The 14,369-nt window shown below is 46.4% G+C and carries 13 protein-coding genes; 11 read left to right on the top strand and 2 right to left on the bottom strand.

Annotation, left to right across the window (positions count from 1 at the left end; all coding sequences use genetic code 11):
• The first annotated feature begins 7 nt into the window (after nt 1-7).
• The 4 genes from MUB35_RS15685 (at nt 8) to MUB35_RS15670 (ending at nt 6,122) form a co-directional block, all read left to right on the top strand.
• Nucleotides 8-802 carry a glutaredoxin family protein gene (locus tag MUB35_RS15685; RefSeq protein ID WP_244806464.1) on the top strand — a complete coding sequence of 265 codons (795 nt, stop codon included), beginning with the start codon at nt 8-10 and terminating at the stop codon, nt 800-802.
• Nucleotides 795-2,489, top strand: a complete 1,695-nt coding sequence (locus MUB35_RS15680; protein WP_187370613.1) for a sensor histidine kinase — start codon at nt 795-797, stop codon at nt 2,487-2,489. The genes MUB35_RS15685 and MUB35_RS15680 overlap by 8 nt, the downstream gene beginning before the upstream one ends.
• Before the next feature lie 92 nt (nt 2,490-2,581).
• Nucleotides 2,582-4,318 (top strand): ABC transporter ATP-binding protein, encoded by a 1,737-nt coding sequence (locus MUB35_RS15675; RefSeq protein WP_244806463.1) that lies wholly within the window; start codon nt 2,582-2,584, stop codon nt 4,316-4,318.
• Between the two features lies 1 nt (nt 4,319).
• Nucleotides 4,320-6,122, top strand: coding sequence for an ABC transporter ATP-binding protein (locus tag MUB35_RS15670; protein ID WP_244806462.1), 1,803 nt, complete (start codon nt 4,320-4,322; stop codon nt 6,120-6,122).
• A 174-nt stretch (nt 6,123-6,296) separates the two neighbouring features.
• Here the strand turns inward: MUB35_RS15670 and MUB35_RS15665 are convergent, their stop codons facing one another.
• Entirely contained in the window at nt 6,297-6,896 is a 600-nt protein-coding gene (locus MUB35_RS15665) for a DUF4230 domain-containing protein (protein WP_103732717.1), read from the bottom strand.
• Between the two features lie 1,004 nt (nt 6,897-7,900).
• Here MUB35_RS15665 and MUB35_RS15660 point away from each other — a divergent pair.
• From MUB35_RS15660 to MUB35_RS15645, 4 genes are all read left to right on the top strand, one after another.
• Nucleotides 7,901-8,224, top strand: coding sequence for a PadR family transcriptional regulator (locus MUB35_RS15660; protein WP_033139211.1), 324 nt, complete (start codon nt 7,901-7,903; stop codon nt 8,222-8,224).
• Nucleotides 8,221-8,997 (top strand): DUF1700 domain-containing protein, encoded by a 777-nt coding sequence (locus tag MUB35_RS15655; protein ID WP_244806461.1) that lies wholly within the window; start codon nt 8,221-8,223, stop codon nt 8,995-8,997. Before MUB35_RS15660 ends, MUB35_RS15655 begins: the two co-directional genes overlap by 4 nt.
• Nucleotides 8,994-9,863, top strand: coding sequence for a DUF4097 family beta strand repeat-containing protein (locus tag MUB35_RS15650; protein ID WP_227212252.1), 870 nt, complete (start codon nt 8,994-8,996; stop codon nt 9,861-9,863). The genes MUB35_RS15655 and MUB35_RS15650 overlap by 4 nt, the downstream gene beginning before the upstream one ends.
• A gap of 64 nt (nt 9,864-9,927) precedes the next feature.
• Nucleotides 9,928-10,116, top strand: a complete 189-nt coding sequence (locus tag MUB35_RS15645) for a PspC domain-containing protein (protein ID WP_033139214.1) — start codon at nt 9,928-9,930, stop codon at nt 10,114-10,116.
• A 104-nt stretch (nt 10,117-10,220) separates the two neighbouring features.
• Here MUB35_RS15645 and MUB35_RS15640 read toward each other — a convergent pair whose 3' ends face one another.
• Entirely contained in the window at nt 10,221-11,048 is an 828-nt protein-coding gene (locus MUB35_RS15640; protein WP_244806460.1) for a CAP domain-containing protein, read from the bottom strand.
• A gap of 199 nt (nt 11,049-11,247) precedes the next feature.
• Between MUB35_RS15640 and MUB35_RS15635 the strand changes: the two genes are divergently transcribed.
• From MUB35_RS15635 to MUB35_RS15625, 3 genes are all read left to right on the top strand, one after another.
• On the top strand, nt 11,248-11,475 hold the full coding sequence (locus MUB35_RS15635; protein WP_033139216.1) for a small, acid-soluble spore protein, alpha/beta type: 228 nt from the start codon (nt 11,248-11,250) through the stop codon (nt 11,473-11,475).
• Between the two features lie 217 nt (nt 11,476-11,692).
• A complete protein-coding gene (locus MUB35_RS15630) occupies nt 11,693-12,712 on the top strand; it encodes a LacI family DNA-binding transcriptional regulator (protein WP_033139217.1) in 1,020 nt (339 codons plus the stop codon).
• Between the two features lie 144 nt (nt 12,713-12,856).
• Nucleotides 12,857-14,362, top strand: a complete 1,506-nt coding sequence (locus MUB35_RS15625) for a carboxylesterase/lipase family protein (RefSeq protein ID WP_244806459.1) — start codon at nt 12,857-12,859, stop codon at nt 14,360-14,362.
• The last annotated feature ends 7 nt before the right edge of the window (nt 14,363-14,369 follow it).

Here is a 14,369-nt window from a genome sequence, read left to right as displayed (position 1 = left end):
ACCGGTATTGAAGAGAAAAATGGTTTTTGGAGCTGTACTTTTGCTGCTGCTTGCAGGAGGGGCATGTGCTGTGAGGAAAATAAGCAGGATACCGGTTCCTGTATCGTGCTACATATATGACCAGTGCGGGGGATGTTCTGTGACGGACCATCCCTGCAATGCGTGTACCGGTGAACGGCAGTACAGGATCAAGATGGAATCTGTGCTGGAGGAAGGTGGAGTGAGAGATCAGGTTGAGCTGAAGATTTATAATGTTCTCTATTCGTTTTACAGGAGTAACCTTACAAAAGCCATGCAGACTGCCAGTGAACCCTCTGAGATGACCTACCCCGTGGTTTTTGTGGGCAGCACCATGCTGCTGGGGGAAGATGAGGTGGAGGCTAAGCTGTTATCCGCCATTGCGGAGGAAGGGGCCTGGCAGAAGAAACTGGGATACCTGCTGGGAATCCACAGGGAAACGCATATGGGAAGCCGTGAGATCCCCCGGATCGTATTCTTTACCATGGACGGATGCCCGGACTGCCAGGAGGCAAAAGAATGGCTGGACGGCAGAAATGAGGAGCTGGACAAAAAGCTGTATGAAAAATTCGATTTTTACCCTGTGGGCAGTGGGGAACCGGGAAGCTGGGAGATGCTGAAAAAGTTTTATATTCTCTACGGCAGGGAACAGGAATCTCTGTGGGTGCCCACCATTGTGGTAAATGGTGAATGTCTCATCGGCATGGAAGAGATCAGGAACTATTTTGAGCATTATGACACAGACGGGGAGATCAGGACAGAGGTGCCGAAAGACTATGAGTAAATTAAAGCTGAACAGACCCAGAACCTTGTGGATCAAGACAATTTTGATCTTCCTGACAGGCGGTATCTTTATCTGCATTCTTTTCAGCATCCTGTATTACCGGACAGTGAAGATCATGACAGAGAAGACGAACCTGCTCTTTGAAAATACCGTGTACCAGGTCTCTGAGAGATGCAGCCAGGAGGCCGGACAGATGGAGGATCTGATACTGGGAATCTCAGAGAACCAGTGGGTGAAAAATTATCTGTCCGGGCTTATGTCCGGCAGAGATAATTTTTCCATGACAGAGGTGCGTATTGTGCGGGAGGCTCTGCGGGAGAGAAATCTCAATATGGCGGAAAATGTCTATGTCTATACAGAGGATTATGAGCCGATCAACTGTTTTTACAGAAACGCGGTATTTGAGACAGAAGAGCCATACAGGACATATCTGGAAAAATACCAGGAGTTTCCCCACGGAAATATCCTGTGGCGGTATCCCCAGGGGGAGCCGCGTATGATGGAGGCCGTAAGCTATATTCATGACGGGGATGTGGTTTACGGGCTTTTAGTCGTCCAGTTTACGCAGGAGAGTTTCGAGACACTTTTTACAGCTAAAAATAAAAGCCGCCAGGAGAAAATGCTGCTGACAGATGCTGACGGACGCATTCTGTTTACAGAGGACAAAAGCCTGATCGGTAAATATGTGAAGGCACCAGCGCAGGAGGCAGAGGAACATCATGTAGCCTACCCTCTGGGAAGCTTTGGATGGAACCTGTGCGGGATTCTGGAAAGTACAGCCGTCACACAGGAACTGAATAAGATCATCCCGATACTGATCATTGTCTTTGTGTGTATAGCTCTTCTGGTTGGAATCATAGCCCTCACCATTTTCAAGTCTTTTCTAAGGCCGGTAAAACAGCTCCTGTACGGCATGGAGCGGATACAGAACGGAGAGCTGGATTTTACTATGGAGCGCAAGAAGCAGGATGAATTCGGCATGATCATCGACAGTTTCAATTATATGCTTGTGCGCATCAAGGAACTGCTCCATACGGTGCAGAGACAGCGCAACAACTACTATAAGCTGGAAATGCTGGCACTCAAATCAAAACTGAATCCTCATTTTCTCTATAACGCCTTTGATATGATCTACTGGAAGATGGTTCTGAAAAATGAGTATGAGATTGCCGATGTGGTGGCAACCCTTGCGGACATTCTGCGGTATTGTGTCAACCACAAAAAGGAATTTGTTACAGTGCAGGAGGATATGAGATACCTGTCTTCCTATTTGTCATTCCAGAGGCTGCTTCTTAACGAAAAGCTGCAGTATGAGATCGACATTCCCAAGGAGCTTTCAGAATGTGAGATGCCCAAACTGCTGATTCAGCCACTGGTGGAAAATGCTATTAAGTACGGTATGGATGAACAGGAAGGGCAGCTTCGTGTGAGCCTCAGACAGGAGGGGGATTACCTGGTTTTTGAAGTCTGGGACAATGGAAAAGGGATGCCGCAGGAGACCACCCGCCGCCTGCTTCAGGACGATACAGGAGATAACGGCGGATTTGGGGTACGTCTTGTGAAGGCTATGGTAAAGAGCACCTACGGGGAGGACTGCGGTGTTTCCATCTACAGCAGAGAAGGGTGGGGAACAAAAGTCACTGTCAGAATACTCAAGGATGTGCCTGTGCCGGAATATATCAGATAGCAGCAGGTTATTTTTATTGGAGGAAAGGTTTGTCATTCCACGAAAGAGGTGATAAGATAAGAAAGAAAATAAATTACCGGTAGGAGAACATCATGAGAAAACTGCTGATTTATATGAAAGACTATAAAAAAGAGTCTGTCCTGGCACCCCTGTTCAAACTTCTGGAAGCATCCTTTGAACTGCTGGTGCCTCTTGTTATGGCCAGGATCATTGACCGGGGCATCGGAAACGGAGACAAGTATTATGTGACCATCATGTGCCTGCTCATGGTAAGCCTGGGTATTATCGGACTTGTGTGCTCCGCCACGGCACAGTATTTTGCCGCAAAGGCGGCAGTGGGATTTTCCACAAAGCTGCGGCACGCGTTATTTTCCCATATCCAGGGGCTTTCTTTTACAGAAATGGATACCATGGGTACCTCCACTCTGATCACCAGGATGACAAGTGATATCAACCAGGTGCAGAATGGAGTCAATATGGTTCTGCGTCTGTTCCTCCGCTCGCCGTGCATTGTGTTCGGCGCTATGATCATGGCGTTTACCATTGACGTAAAGGCGGCGCTTATCTTTGTGGTGACGATTCCCCTGCTCTCTGTGGTAGTATTTGGTATCATGCTGATCACCATTCCTCTGTATAAGAAGACACAGGCCGCCCTGGACCGGGTACTGGGAATTACCAGGGAGAATCTGACCGGCGTAAGGGTTATCCGTGCATTTAATAAGGAAGAGGAAGAGAAGGAACGCTTTGAAGCCAGCAATGATACACTCACTGCAATGCAGAAGCACGTGGGGAAAATATCAGGTCTGATGAATCCCATGACATACGTGATCATCAACGGTGCCCTGGTGGTTCTGCTGTGGACAGGCGCCATCCGCGTGGATACAGGGTATATCACTCAGGGCCAGCTTATCGCCCTGGTAAATTATATGTCCCAGATCCTGGTGGAGCTGATCAAGCTGGCAAACCTGATCATTACCATCACCAAAGCACTTGCCTGTGCAAACCGCGTGGAGAGTGTCCTGGAAATACAGTCCAGTATGCAGGACGCAGACAGAAAATCCCCGGAAAGGGAAGAGACGGGAAGCCCGTCTGTAGAATTTCGCCATGTGGGACTTACGTATAAGAATGCCGGGGAGGAATCCCTGACAGACATTGATTTTAAGGCAGAAAAGGGGCAGACTATCGGTATCATTGGCGGTACCGGTTCCGGAAAATCATCTCTCGTACACCTGATCCCCAGGTTCTATGACGTCACGGCAGGTGAAGTACGGGTAAACGGCGTGGATGTGAGGAACTATCCCATCCATGAGCTCAGACAGAAGGTGGGGATGGTCCTGCAGAAGGCAACCCTTTTTAAAGGGACTATCCGGGAAAATCTCCTCTGGGGAAACCGGGGGGCATCCGACGAAGAGCTGTGGCGCGCGCTGGAAATCTCCCAGGCAAAGGAATTTGTGGATAAGAAGGAGGACGGCCTGGACACAGAGGTGGTGCAGGGTGGTAAGAATCTCTCCGGCGGACAGAAACAGCGCCTCACCATTGCCAGAGCCCTGGTCAAAAATCCGGAGATCCTGATTCTGGATGACAGTGCCTCAGCCCTTGACTTTGCCACAGACGCCAGGCTGCGTCAGGCCATAGGAAATCTGAAGGACAGGATGACAGTATTCATTGTATCCCAGAGGGCTTCCTCTGTCATGTATGCGGATTTGATCCTTGTTATGGAGGACGGCCGTCTGGCAGGGGCCGGCAGTCACGGAGAACTTCTGGAGACCTGCAGCGTGTACAGGGAAATCTATGAATCACAGTTTGAGAGCAGACAGGAGGAGGCATAATATGGACAAGAAAAAATCAGCGCAGAAGGAAACACTTCTGAAGGTATTAAAATATGTCCGCCATTACTGGCCGTTTCTGATTCTGTCCATCGCGGCAGCAGCGGTGACTGTGGTTCTGACTCTGTATGTGCCTATTCTCACAGGAGAGGCCATTGACTACATTATCGACAAGGGAAAAGTTGACTTTGTCCATGTGTTCGGCACTCTGCAGAAAATCGGGATCGTCATTCTGCTCACAGCCCTGGCGCAGTGGATCATGAATGTGAGCAACAATAAAATCGCCTACCACACAGTACAGGATGTGAGGAACCGGGCATTTCAGAAAATACAGATCCTGCCGCTTAAATACATGGATGACCACTCCTACGGTGAGGTGGTAAGCCGTGTCATAGCGGATGTGGACCAGTTCTCAGACGGACTTTTAATGGGATTTACCCAGCTATTTACCGGTGTGATCACGATTCTGGGTACCCTGCTTTTTATGCTCACCAGAGATATGGGCATTACATTGGTGGTGGTTCTGATCACACCGCTGTCCCTTTTTGTGGCAAATTTCATTGCAAAGAGGACTTTCGTTATGTTCAAGCAGCAGTCAGAGGCCCGCGGAGAGCAGACTGCGCTTGTGGAGGAAATGATAGGCGGACAGAAGGTGGTGCAGGCATTCAATTATGAGGAGGAAGCTCTGGAACATTTTGATGAGATCAATGAAAAGCTGGCAGACTGTTCCTTGAAAGCTATTTTCTTTTCGTCTTTGACAAATCCCTGTACACGGTTTGTTAACAGTCTTGTTTATGCCGGAGTCGGGCTGGTAGGGGCACTGTCGGTTATAAACGGCGGGATAACTGTGGGGCAGCTTTCCTGTTTTTTAAGCTATGCCAACCAGTATACAAAACCTTTCAACGAGATTTCAGGCGTGGTGACAGAGCTTCAGAATGCGCTGGCATGTGCTTCCCGCATATTTGCGCTCATAGAGGAGGAGCCTCAGACACCGGAACCGGATCATGCTGAGAATCTGGAACATACAGATGGGAAGGTGGATCTGGAGCATGTATATTTTTCCTATTCACCGGAAATAAAGCTGGTGCAGGATTTTAATCTCCATGTGCAGCCGGGGCAGAGAGTGGCAATTGTGGGACCCACCGGCTGCGGAAAGACTACTATCATCAATCTGCTGATGCGTTTTTATGATGTGGACAGCGGCAGTATCCGTGTCAGCAGCCGGGATATCCGCAGTATTACCAGAAAAAGCCTGCGGGGGTCCTATGGAATGGTGCTCCAGGATACCTGGCTCAGAACAGGCACCATCCGGGATAATATCACAATGGGCAAACCGGACGCCACGGAGGAAGAGATCAAAGCCGCAGCCAAAGCCTCCCATGCGCACAGTTTTATCAAACGTCTTCCCAAGGGCTATGACACAGAGATCACAGAGGACGGCGGCGGGCTGTCCCAGGGGCAGAAGCAGCTTCTGTGTATTACCAGGGTTATGCTCTGCCTGCCGCCCATGCTGATTCTGGATGAGGCTACATCCTCCATTGATACCAGAACAGAGATGCACATTCAGGAGGCATTTGCAAAGATGATGCAGGGCAGGACCAGCTTTATTGTGGCACACCGCCTGTCCACCATCCGGGAGGCGGATGTGATCCTGGTAATGAATAACGGAAATATTGTGGAGCAGGGAGATCACAGATCACTGCTTGAGAAAAACGGTTTCTATGCCAGACTGTATAACAGCCAGTTTCTGTCCGGACAGGACATGGCGGATAACGGTTCAGGCAGGTCTGCACATTCACAGTGCTGAACCGGTGCCGGCAGCCATCCGGCCCAGTGCGAAGCGGTTTTTAATGGGCAGGCACGCAGCCGTTCGTCTTCCGGGAACTACAGCGGCTGCAGGCATAGAATACAAAGGCGGGCCGGGAGAATTGTCAGATTCTCCCGGCCCGTTTTTACATTTTTATGTATTTTTGATATTAGCTCAGTTCTCGGACGGTTCGTTGAATACAATGGTGTATTCCTTTTCACTGTCCTTTGTTACAGGTGCGAGCAATTCCTGGATCAGACGCTGGGCCTGTTCATTTGCCGTTGTCAGCAGTTCGCTGTCAGCGGCATTTTTTTCTGCGTCCTCCTTGGCTGCCTGCAGTGCGGTTACGGTGTCTTCCTTGTTCTGAGGATTGAATAGCGCTATTTTCTCATCGTAGAACTCCAGGCTGTCAGGGTCAATGGTGATATCCTGAATCTCTGCCTTTGGAAGTGTCACAGTGATGGTTTCGCCGGATACGTCCACCTTTGCTTTGGAGAGGTCAATGCCTGCCTTGATATGGGCATTGTAGATCATGGTGAAGCCTTTCTGGGTGATAAAACGGATTTCTCCGGCTTCATAGCGGATAAGTCCCCTGTATTCCAGGCGCGCTGTGGCTAAGTCGCTGGCCTGGGTCAAACGGGCAGTGATAGCGGAAACAGAGATATCTGCCTTTTGATATTTGCGCCCCTCCCAGTATCGTCCCAGGAAAATACCGAAGATTACCAGTATCAGGACACAGATTACGCCGATTACCCTTGCTATTTTATTTTTCATTCTTACCTCCGTATTTTTTGATATTCAGTATTGCTGTTGAGCAGCTTGTATACAGTGCTGTTTTCTACATTATACGTCTTTTTCCGACGTTTGAAAAGGAAAAGTAACAGGTTCGGGTAAATGATGTTCTGGGAAAGTCGCTGCTCACGCTCACTGTTTGACGAGCTGTTTTCAGGCCGAAGGCATGAAAATCCCGGGACAGCCAGTATGGTATGGAGCAGAATGTTCCATACCTTTGCATTGCGAAGTATGTTGCTGGGTGCGGAGTGAAATGTAACCTGAGAAATGATTGCCGGTTGGAAAACGTGAGTATGGAAAAAGCAATGGTAAAATCAGGAGATGTTTGAATTAGGACATTAGGAATATATATAAGAGTGATTATTTTATGAGAATATTTCCTGAACAGGAGAGGAGCCAGGAGAATTTGCAGGAATGCAGATTGCATGTGACATGATGTAGGGATTTATAGGTAAAATGGAAGAAAAGTGTGTTTGGACCTTTAGGAATACAGATAGAGTGTAACATGGTGTGGGGATTTATAGGTAAAAAAGGAAGAAAAGCAGGATTGGGCCTTTAGGAATACAGATAGAGTGTAACGAAGTGTGGGGATTTATAGGTAAAAAAGGAAGAAAAGCGGACTTATGCCTTTAGGATTACAGATAGAATAGAACGTAGTGAGAGAAATTAGTGGTAAATTGAGAAAAAAACCAATTTTCATATGTCCATAATACATATAAGGCCGAAATATCGAATGAGAATTACAGGTAAAATCATTGCTGCGATACAATCTTCCATATCCCAACAGCTGGAATAAATATTTTTCATATAATACTATTGACAAAACTATATTATATAGCGTATAGTATTAAATATAAAATAGTATTGTAAAAAATATAATATTATACAAATCCTAAATATCCCGAAGCATTACAGTATCATATCGGGAGTCGGCCGTCGGCCGTTGGCAGTGCAGACGGCTTATATATAGAAAAGGAAGTGAGCATATGGTTTTTAATACAGGCGCCGCGCTGCTGGATGCAATTGTACTGGCGGTTGTCTCCAAGGAGGCGGACGGCACATACGGGTATAAGATCACCCAGGATGTACGGCAGGTTTTGGAGGTATCCGAATCCACACTGTATCCGGTACTCAGAAGGCTTCAGAAGGATGAATGCCTGGAGACTTACGATCAGGAGTACGGGGGCAGGAACCGAAGATACTATAAGCTGACAGAGAGAGGTATGGCACAGCTGAATCTTTATAAGACAGAGTGGAAAAACTATTCCACAAAAATTTCCAGATTGTTCGAGGGAGGGATACCAAAATGAGTCGAAGGGAATTTTTAGCGCAGCTGGAACGGCTGCTTTGGGATATTCCGGTGCAGGAGAGAGAGGAAGCACTGGAATTCTACAATAATTATTTTGATGATGCAGGGGCTGAAAACGAATCCTCTGTCATTCAGGAATTGGGAAGTCCCGGCAAGGTGGCTGCCATTATCAAGGCCGACCTGGGAGGGAGCCGCAAGGAGTATGGAGAATACACGGAGACCGGATACAGCGACGGGATATTTGATGACAGGGATATGCCGGAACGCACAGGTGCAGATACGAAAAAGGAAAACACAGACAAAGAGGAACAGAGACAGCAGGAGGGGAACGGATATAACGGCCCCTACAGCAGACACGGCTACGGTTCGGCAAAGCACCAGAGAAACAGAAGCGGGCTTATGTGGGGCATCATTATCATATGTGTCATCATTGCTGTCCCGGTGGTGGGAGGAATCGGTATTGGAATTCTCGGCGTACCTTTCGGACTGCTGCTTGGTTTGCTCGGAATCTTTGCAGGAATCCTGGGATGCGGCGTAGGGCTGCTGGGCGGCGGTATTGCCATGGTGGTTTATGCACTGATTCATATGTTGGGGAATCCTGCGGCGGCATTGGCTTTTTCCGGTGCGGGAATTATGTTGTCAGCCATTGGGATTCTGCTGATATTGGTATTTGTCCTGGTTGTGGTTAAGGTGGTACCGGCTGTGTTCCGCTGGGTCATAGATTTGATCCAGAGGATTGTGCACAGAGGAATAAGGGGAGGTGACCATTCATGAAAAAGTTTACGAAATTCTGTCTGATCACAGCATTAGTGCTGGCGGTTGTGGGAGGTGCCCTGTTTTTATCGGGCCTCGTTATGGGGGCTACCTGGGAAGGGGTGGCAACGGCTGCAGAGAATGGAATTAACTGGATTCCTTTTAAAAGCTGGATGCGTTATGACAATGATTATGAATTTACAGAATCTCTCGACAATATTAAAGATACGCTGAAAGGAAAAGCGGATAAGGAGTTTGAATTTGACGCAGACCAGGTAAGGGAACTGGATGTGGATACAAAATATGCTTATGTTTCCGTGATCCGTTCTTCAGACAAGAATAAGATACGCGTCAGAGTCTATTCCAATAAGGATAAGGTGAATTTTGACGAAGATGACGGCCGGCTCTCCGTAGAAAGATCCTACCGCAGACGTTCTATAGAAAAATATCCGATTCAGATTGAGATTCCGAAAGACAAAAAGTTTGAGGAAGCAGAACTCCATATCGGGGCAGGAGCGTTGGAGGTTCAGGATTTAGAGGCAGAAAAGCTTACTATGTATGTAGGGGCAGGCAGTGCGGAGACTACCGGAATCATCAGGGCCGATGAAGCAGAACTGGGAGCAGGTATGGGAACAATGGATATTGCCTTTATAGAATTCAATACAGGTTCCCTGGACTGCGGAATGGGCACGGTAAACGCCAGATTAGCGGGAAAACGCCAGGATTACAGCACAGATATAGACTGTGGCTTAGGGTCCGTCAATGTGGGCAGCGAATCTCACAGCGGCGTCAGTTCCCTGAGGACTGGTGACAGCAATGCTCCGAAATATTTGGAGATAGAGTGCGGAATGGGCAGTGTGGATATACTATTTGAAAACGGGGACTGATTTGCGGGAACCGGTGACAGGAATAGATAAATAGAAAATGTTTTCAGATGAAAGGAGAATGGTTATGTCTGATAAGAGATTGTATAGGTCATCTACAAATTATATGCTGACAGGAGTATGCGGAGGGATTGCGGAGTATTTCAATATTGATCCTACGCTGGTGAGGCTTGCATGGGTAATCCTTTCCTGCTTTGGAATGGTATGGACCGGAATTGTGGCGTACATTATTGCCTCAATTATAATTCCAAAATAAAGAAAAGCGATAAGAGACAAATATAAAGATACAGAGGCTGCAGTGGGGGAACACTGCAGCCTCTGTATTTTTATGTGTGGTGTGTACTTATGATTGTGTGTGTTTTAGTAAGTGAATAACTGGGTCCAGTAATTGGTACCGGAGGCGTTCTGGTGGTAGCCTACGCCTATTTTTGTGAAGTTTTTGTTGAGGATGTTGGCTCTGTGGCCATCGCTGTTCATCCAGCCGTTCATAACCTGTTCCGGGGTTTTCTGACCCCATGCAATGTTTTCGCCTGAGCCGCGGTAAGTGACACCCTGCTGGGTCAGAGCAGTGCTGAAGGAACTTCCGTCAGGACGGGTGTGTGAGAAGGACTTCTCAATCTCTTTTGCTCTGACCTGAGCGGCAGCCTGGATGGAAGTGTCAGCTGTTACAGGTGACAGGCCAGCTTTGGCACGCTCCTGGTTGACAAGATTTACTACCTGCCGGACAAAACTGGCGTTTTCTGTGTCAGTATCCGGGACACTTGGATTTTCTGGCTGGTTGTTGTCCGGAGTACCCGGATTTTCCGGTTGGCTGCCGTCCGGAGTGCTCGGGTTTTCTGGCTGGTTATTGTCCGGAGTGCCCGGATTTTCTGGCTGGTTGTCATCCGGGACACTTGGATTTTCTGGCTGGTTGTTGTCCGGAGTATCCGGGTCTCCCGGCTGTCCGATTCCCGGGAGTTCCGGGCAGAGGGATTCCAGCCAGCCGGGGATAGAACAGTCAATTCCCATGCTTTCCAACTTTTGCTTTAATTCGTCCAGATTGGAGACATTTCCGGCTACAATGATACCCTTGCCCTGCAGATTTTGCTTTACATCTTCAATGCCGGCAGCCTGCACAGTGGCCGGAGCCATTCCCATGGCGCTGACAACAGCCAGCGCAAGAAAACCTGGTAATATTTTATGTTTCATAGAGACCTCCTTAATTGTTACGGAAATGTTATGTAATTGTTACGAAAAGAATGGTAACACGTTTTCACCGGGAAAGAAACAGGGAACATCTGGAATATCACGGAGCAGATAAACATTTTTGGTCAAATTTGTTTAAAAAGAAAAGAACAGGTCATACTTGAAAGAGACTTTAATTATTTATAAAGGAGTGTGACTTTTCATGAATAAGAAAAATGATGAGAAGATTGATCTGAATAAGATTCCCCGTGATGAGATGCTGAAATATGAAATAGCAGAGGAGCTGGGCCTTCTTGACCAGGTTTTGGAGTCAGGATGGAAGAGTCTTTCTGCCAAAGAGACAGGCCGGATCGGCGGCATTATGACAAGAAGAAAACGTGAGAGCAAAAATGCAGAGGATACATCAAATGGGGGTATCAAGCATTTTTAAAATGCCCCCAAATAAGTGAAACATTAGCCCAAGCGGTTAGCTGGGGCTTTTTGAACTTTCAGGCACCACTCTGGTCAGGCAGGGAAAGAAGCAAGCCTCCTTCCTGACCAATAAGATAGTGGCCCCTTATTATGATTATATGCTGGAGATACTTGTTATTATTTCCAATTTCCCTTATACTTTATGAGTAGGCAGAAAAATGAATGGAGGGAATGCGATGGTCAAAATAAAAGATGTGGCAGCTAAGGCCGGAGTATCGGTGAGTACGGTTTCCTATGTGATAAACGGTAAAGCAGAGCAGATCAGAATCTCAGAAGTGACTCAGAAAAAAGTATGGGAAGCAGTTGAAGAGCTTAATTACAGGCCAAACATGCAGGCGAAGAAACTGAAGACTGGTCAGGCATTCAGTCCGACGTATGCGGTGCTGTGGAATGAGAGAGCAAATTCTAATCTGTTGGAACGCTTTATGAGCGGGGTTCAGGAGGCCAGAGAGAAAGAAAAATTATCCTTTGAGATTGTCATTTATCCTTATAATCATCATACGTTGGCAGATGCGTGCAATTATCTGAAAAAATCTTATTGCAGCGGAGCCATTTGGCTTGGCGTCAATATGAAGGATGTGGAATATGCGGAAAAGCAGGATTTTAGTATTCCTATGGTTGTTTTTGTAAAATCGGAGAAGTTTAACTCTGTGATTATTGATGATGAAAAAATCGGAATAATAGCTGCAGAACATATGGCTGACTGTGGATGTAAAGAAATAGTTGTCATTCAGCGGGTTAAGTTCATGGATGATGCGGAAGGGAGAGTTACTAACTTTCAGCAGCGGTGTATGGATTTGGGGGTGAATGTTTACATTCAGGATAAAGAATATGAGTATTCCATAGAGGGCGGAATGAAGGCTGCCATGGAGGCTGTCCGGGATTATCCGAAGGTGGATGGTCTGTATTATCTTATGGATATTATGGCGGCAGGCGGTGTTAATTGGCTGAGCTTTCACAGAGGTGAAATCGGACGGCAGGTGAAGGTGATGTCTCATGGAAATGCCATATTTTCCAAATGCACTTATCCGCAAATCACTGTAACAAATATGCCTATTGAAGAGATGGCAGCGGAGGGGATACGAATATTGTCCGGAAAGAATAATAGCAATGTATTGGAACAGACATGTGTAAAGTTACCGACAACACTAATTGAAAGGGAAAGTTGCACAAAAAAGAGATGGGAAAAATATTAATTTTGGCGAAAATGCAAAGGCTCATTGACAACTCAGGTAAAAGTATGGTATTTTTTATTTAGTAGCTGAAACGTTTCAGTAAGGCTTTTTTATTTTTTTAATTTTGCTGAAACGTTTGTGCTGAAAGGAGTAGGTGAAAAAAACATGTATGATACCAGGGTAGTGAAGTCAGCGGACGGCACATGGGAAGGAAGAGCAGATGAAAAAGGGATTATTAGTTTTTTGGGGATTCCTTTTGCAAAACCTCCGGTTGGACATCTCCGCTGGAGAGCGCCGCAAAAGCCAGATAAAATGAAAGGTGTCTATAAAGCCTATCAAAACGGCCCGATACCGATCCAGATTATTTCCACAGAGAACAGCAAAACAGCGCCGCTTGCTATGAGTGAAGACTGTCTGTATTTGAATATTTGGCTAAGCAATAAAGAAACAGGGAAAAAAGCAGTGTTATTCTGGATATATGGCGGTTCTTATGTTGCCGGGCATAATCACATAAGTGAGTATTCACCAGAAGAACTGGTCAGGAAAAATCCGGACATTCTGGTGGTAGTGCCAAATTATCGATTGGGTATTTTGGCTTCGCTAAATCTGTCATCCGTTGATTCTTTAGGAGAATATGGTGAAAGCTGTAATCTTGCCTTGTTAGATCAGAGAATGGCAATGAAATGGGTACATGATAATATCGAGTCTTTTGGCGGAGATCCGGAAAATGTAACATTGTTCGGCCATTCAGCAGGTTCAAATGCCATAACGCATCATTTGCTTTTGGATGAATCCAGAAAATATTTTAATAAAGCCATATGTGAAAGTTCTTTTTTTCCTGATTTGGGATTTACAACCAGAGAAAGAAGTCTTGCAGCAGCAGAAACTTTTTTTCAGATCAGTCAAACAAAACAATTGAAACAATTGTTGGAACTATCACCGCAGGAGATTTTAGAGGCCCAGAAACAACTGTATATGGCGAAATTGCCTGGAAAAGAAGGAAAATTGTTTTCGCCGGTGGCGGATGGTATGGTAGTCAGTGAAGATCCGTTTGCAGATGCAATAAAAAGGAAATTTCCTGAAATACCTGTCATGCTGGGGACAAGCCAGGGCGAGTATGACCAGATGTTTATTGGGCTGAGCAGTGATGAGACAAGGCAGAAGGTTACCTTGCTGAATCAGGGAAAACTTATGGGGCATCCTGAAATAATCGAAAAATATTTAAATCTGGCAGTTAACATGCCCGAAAAAGAAGTTTATATGGATTTGCAGTCAGACTTATATCTCAGAGTCCCTGGTCTGATATTAGCGGAGGCATTTTGCGTACATACAGATGTATATGTATTTTACTTCAGCAAATATGATCACAAAAAGCATTGTCGGGCTGGTCATGGCGCCATGAATCCATATATATTTGGAAATATTGAAGAGGATGAAGAAGAGATTTCTTTGTCGGAGAAGTTAATGGGGGCCTGGGCAGCCTTTATCAGAAATGGGAATCCATGGCATGAGAGAATACCAAAATGGCCGGCATACGACAGAAGATGCAGGAAAATCATGGTCATTGACAGGGAATGGGAAATAAGACAGGATTATCTTTGGGAACAGTATGAATTGCTTGCGCCTTTTTTGGAAGAAGGCAGGCGTCTCATGGAACTGGAGAATGAATAAAGAAAAG

Origin of the sequence: Blautia sp. NSJ-175, from assembly GCF_022867815.1 — a bacterium.
Taxonomy (GTDB): Bacteria; Bacillota; Clostridia; order Lachnospirales; family Lachnospiraceae; genus Blautia; species Blautia celeris.
This window is presented reverse-complemented; position numbering and strand designations above follow the sequence as displayed.

Excerpts from the sequence above, each read along its gene's own strand:
- MUB35_RS15680 (WP_187370613.1), top strand. The coding sequence starts at position 795 with ATGAGTAAATTAAAGCTGAACAGACCCAGAACCTTGTGGATCAAGACA.
- MUB35_RS15675 (WP_244806463.1), top strand. The coding sequence starts at position 2,582 with ATGAGAAAACTGCTGATTTATATGAAAGACTATAAAAAAGAGTCTGTC.
- MUB35_RS15670 (WP_244806462.1), top strand. The coding sequence starts at position 4,320 with ATGGACAAGAAAAAATCAGCGCAGAAGGAAACACTTCTGAAGGTATTA.
- MUB35_RS15665 (WP_103732717.1), bottom strand. The coding sequence starts at position 6,896 with ATGAAAAATAAAATAGCAAGGGTAATCGGCGTAATCTGTGTCCTGATA.
- MUB35_RS15660 (WP_033139211.1), top strand. The coding sequence starts at position 7,901 with ATGGTTTTTAATACAGGCGCCGCGCTGCTGGATGCAATTGTACTGGCG.
- MUB35_RS15655 (WP_244806461.1), top strand. The coding sequence starts at position 8,221 with ATGAGTCGAAGGGAATTTTTAGCGCAGCTGGAACGGCTGCTTTGGGAT.
- MUB35_RS15650 (WP_227212252.1), top strand. The coding sequence starts at position 8,994 with ATGAAAAAGTTTACGAAATTCTGTCTGATCACAGCATTAGTGCTGGCG.
- MUB35_RS15645 (WP_033139214.1), top strand. The coding sequence starts at position 9,928 with ATGTCTGATAAGAGATTGTATAGGTCATCTACAAATTATATGCTGACA.
- MUB35_RS15640 (WP_244806460.1), bottom strand. The coding sequence starts at position 11,048 with ATGAAACATAAAATATTACCAGGTTTTCTTGCGCTGGCTGTTGTCAGC.
- MUB35_RS15635 (WP_033139216.1), top strand. The coding sequence starts at position 11,248 with ATGAATAAGAAAAATGATGAGAAGATTGATCTGAATAAGATTCCCCGT.
- MUB35_RS15630 (WP_033139217.1), top strand. The coding sequence starts at position 11,693 with ATGGTCAAAATAAAAGATGTGGCAGCTAAGGCCGGAGTATCGGTGAGT.
- MUB35_RS15625 (WP_244806459.1), top strand. The coding sequence starts at position 12,857 with ATGTATGATACCAGGGTAGTGAAGTCAGCGGACGGCACATGGGAAGGA.